General features: G+C 70.0%; 1 protein-coding gene. It reads left to right on the top strand.

Annotation, left to right across the window (positions count from 1 at the left end; translation table 11 throughout):
• Positions 1-59: 59 nt before the first annotated feature.
• Positions 60-3,500: a PPi-type phosphoenolpyruvate carboxykinase family protein gene (locus tag PLL68_RS13075; protein ID WP_324534767.1), complete on the top strand. Its 3,441-nt coding sequence runs from the start codon at positions 60-62 to the stop codon at positions 3,498-3,500.
• Positions 3,501-3,595 lie beyond the last annotated feature (95 nt).

Genomic DNA, 3,595 nt, shown 5'->3' with positions numbered 1-3,595 from the left:
GAAAGTTGATGAGGCTTTCCTGAATGGCGACGCGACCCCGGCAGGGACAGACTGGTTGCGTGACTGCCACCGAGAACACCGCCGTCCGAACCTCTGCGCAGAACGCCGGTATCAACCTGCGGCTCGCCCAGCTCGGCCTCCCTCTCCCGCAGGGGTTCGAGGACACCGAGGCCGCGCACCTGGCAGCACCGATCCTGGCTCGCCAGCGCGAGCTCAGTCGGCGCCTGGCCGACCGCCTGTGCGCCGCCGACGGCCGCATCCAGGCCTTCCTCGACGACTACCTCGCCGACACCGGGGAGCACCCGCAGCTGCCGCGGCGCACCCTCGTGCTCGACCAGCCGGGCCTGGCCCGCGAGCTGTCGCTGCCCTTCGACGGCGACACCTTCAGCTCACCCCTGCTGAGCAGCTACCGGCTCGTCAACGGGGTGCTGCACAACCCGGCCAACGACCGGCGCACCACGGCCGGCGTCTTCCACATCGCCGAGGGTGGCCTGCCGATCCCGGACGACAAGATCGCCGTGCCGAAGGCCGTCTTCGCGAAGCTGCTCGGCCTGGCCTTCCAACCGCCCGAGGTCGACATGGTGCTGCCCTACTCGGCGAACCAGCCGAACCCGGCGGCCTGCTTCGTCTCGCTGCACCTGCGCCCGCTCGTCGCCCCGGAGGTGCCGGGGTCGGTGCGCGAGAAGCGGATGGAGACGCGCTTCATCGTGCCCGGCGGCACGGTCGCGAACCTCGACTTCGTCGAAGGGATCTTCGGCAACGGCGGCGACCCCTACCTCCCGGAGAACGACGCCTCGCTGGCGCCCGAGACGTGGACCGGCCACACCGGCTGCGTCATCCTCGCCCCGCACCTGATCCGCGTCACGAAGAAGGAGCTGGGCCTGCCGCACGTCGACGACGCCACCGAGCGCCAGCAGCGTGACGGCATGTGCTGGTCGAGCGAGGACGAGCTCTACAACGGGGGCAAGGCCTTCAAGATCTGCGCCCGTGACGAGCGCGGCGTCATCGTCACCGTCATCGCCGACACCTACTTCGGGTACTGCAAGAAGGAGGTCAAGACGCAGATCTCCTACTCCGCCAACCTGTTCGGCAATGCCGAGGAGGAGCACTCCGGCGGGGCGCTGGTCTTCGCGAGCTACAACCTCGGTCAGGAGTACACCGGCAGGTACTCAGGCGTCGCGGATGCCGTGAGCGTCGCCGACGTCGTCGCGCGCGACCCGCAGCGCTTCACCCTCCAGCCGCAGGGCCACGCCGTCGACGGCGAGCAGCCGCACATCGTCATCGTGCCGGCACAGGCGCGCTTCTCGATGAAGGACATGACGGTCACCTGGGGCGACGCCACGACCGACGAGGGTGCCACGCAGAGCCAGGCGAACGGCATCCCCCTGCGTGCCGACACCGTCTACCTCAGCCCGAGCGGCTACCGGGTCACCGTCGCTCAGCAACCCCACGACCCCAGCACGTGGACCCTCGTCGGCACCGCCGCGACCGCCACGTCGTGCCACAAGCCGGCGACGGTCTCCGGCGGAGGCAAGTCCGAGATCTCCAAGGCCATCACCGACGCGTTCATCGTCGGCTCGGTCTTCGTCGCCGACGTCGACGCCGACCTGGATGCCGTCGCGGCCATCCTCGATCGCGACCTCACCGACCGCTTCCTCGACCCCGCCCAGCGGGGCACCGACCACCGGCCGATCCTGTCACCGGAGCGCTCGATCGGGTCGGTCATCAAGCTGCTGACGCCCTCGCCCTCGACGTACACGCAGGAGTACAACGCCTGGCTGCGCACGATCCCGCCGTACGTCAAGGAACTCGTCTACGTCGTCAAGCGCTCGTACCAGCCGCAGTGGGGTCAGGACTGGCGCAGCCACTTCAGCGTCGCCGAGATCGACGGCCGCACCGGCAACTCGCTGCACCTGGACGGCACGAAGATCACCCTCAACATGCTGCGGGTGGGCTTCGACACCGACGGCCGGTGGCGCCTGTTCAGCCTGCGTCACGACTTCGCGCCCGCGGTGAAGGTCCAGACGCAGGACGACATCACGGCATCCACCGTCGTTCCCGGCGACCAGCTGGGCCTGGACCCGAATCGCTCGTACAAGCTCGTCGAGAACTGCGAGAACCTGCTCTTCCAGCGACCCGACGACGCCATCCACCGCGGGTACGACTCGGTGGCCGAGCGGGACATCGCGACCCCCGGCACGTTCCTGTCCAACTTCGCCCCCCTCACCCACGCGGATGCCGTGGCGATGCGTGACGACGCGGTCAGCTTCACGGCGTTCACCGAGCCGATGGCCACCCTCATCCGCGAGTTCGCCGACACCCCCGAGGGGGTCGGGCCCGACTTCGTCGTCAGCTCGGCGAATCCGCGCATCGTCGACGGCAAGCCGTCGAAGAACCCGCGCTACCTCCAGCAGCGGCCCGACCTCACCAACGCGAAGGCCACCGCGGTGGCGCACCTCAGCGAGCGCCTGGCGGCGGGGATGCCGGCGAGTGCCCCCCTTCCCCGGCCAGTGGACGTCGTCGCGGCCGGTCGGCGCAACAACCCGCCCGAGGCCGGCGTCCCCGCCCTGTGCTCGTACGGCCCGCTGCACTACATGGAGGTGCCCGAGCTCTTCATGGAGTTCATCGCGTCGATGACGGGCAAGTCGCCGTCGACGACCGGCGCCGGCTCCGAGGGCGCCCTGACCAAGGGTCCGTTCAACGCGCTGCCGACGATCATCGACCTCAACGCCAACCTGCTCAGCTACGTGCTCACCGGGCACGACGGCTGGCTGTCCGCGGCCGGGTTCGTCGGGCCGCACGTGCGCGTCGACCACGACGTCTCGCTCCTCGTGCCCGAGCTGTTCACCCGGATGACCCCACAGGAGCGCGACGCGCGCAACCTCATCGCCGAGGGCGCCCTGGAGAAGGTCGAGGACGTCGAGCACGACGGTCGGCGCGTGCCCGCCAGCCGCCTCGGCTACCGGATGACCGAGACGATGGCGACGAAGTACTTCGGCCGCGTCTTCCTGCACCCCGAGGTCGTGTTCACCCCCGAGATGCTGCGCCCCGAGCTGCAGGACCCGGCCGTGTTCGCGGAGTCGGTGACGACCATCGCGATGACCCACGAGCGGGTGGCGCGGGCCTTCGTCAAGGACGGCACCATCGACCTCGCGATCCCGCCGCTGCGGGCACTGCTCGAGATCATGGCCGACGGCGTCACCGCGTCGGGGCTGACCCTGGACTCCCCCGAGTTCCGGGAGATGTTCACCCGGGAGTCGGTGCTGGCCTCCGACTGGTACGCCGAGCGTCTGGACGCCAAGCAGGATGCCGCCCGGTCGCGCGCCGATGCGGGTCTCGCGGCGATCGAGAAGTTCGTCTCGACGCCGGGCAACGAGGAGCCGACGCAACGACTCGGGATGCCGGGGCGCGTCGACGCCGCGCGCGCGGAGTCCCAGCGCCTCGCCGGGCCGGAGTTCCGCGACATGCTCGTCGGGACGACGGGGAGCACGCCGCTCTAGGCGACACGGGCGACGACGACGAGCGCCACCGAGGGCGCCGCTAGGCTCCCTCCATGATCCGGATGGTCGTTCGTGCCCTGGTGTTCCTCGCGTCC

This window comes from Ornithinibacter sp. (assembly GCF_035443565.1).
GTDB lineage: Bacteria > Actinomycetota > Actinomycetes > Actinomycetales > Dermatophilaceae > Fodinibacter.
Note: the sequence above shows the minus strand (reverse complement) of the source record. Positions and strands in the feature narration are given on the sequence as shown.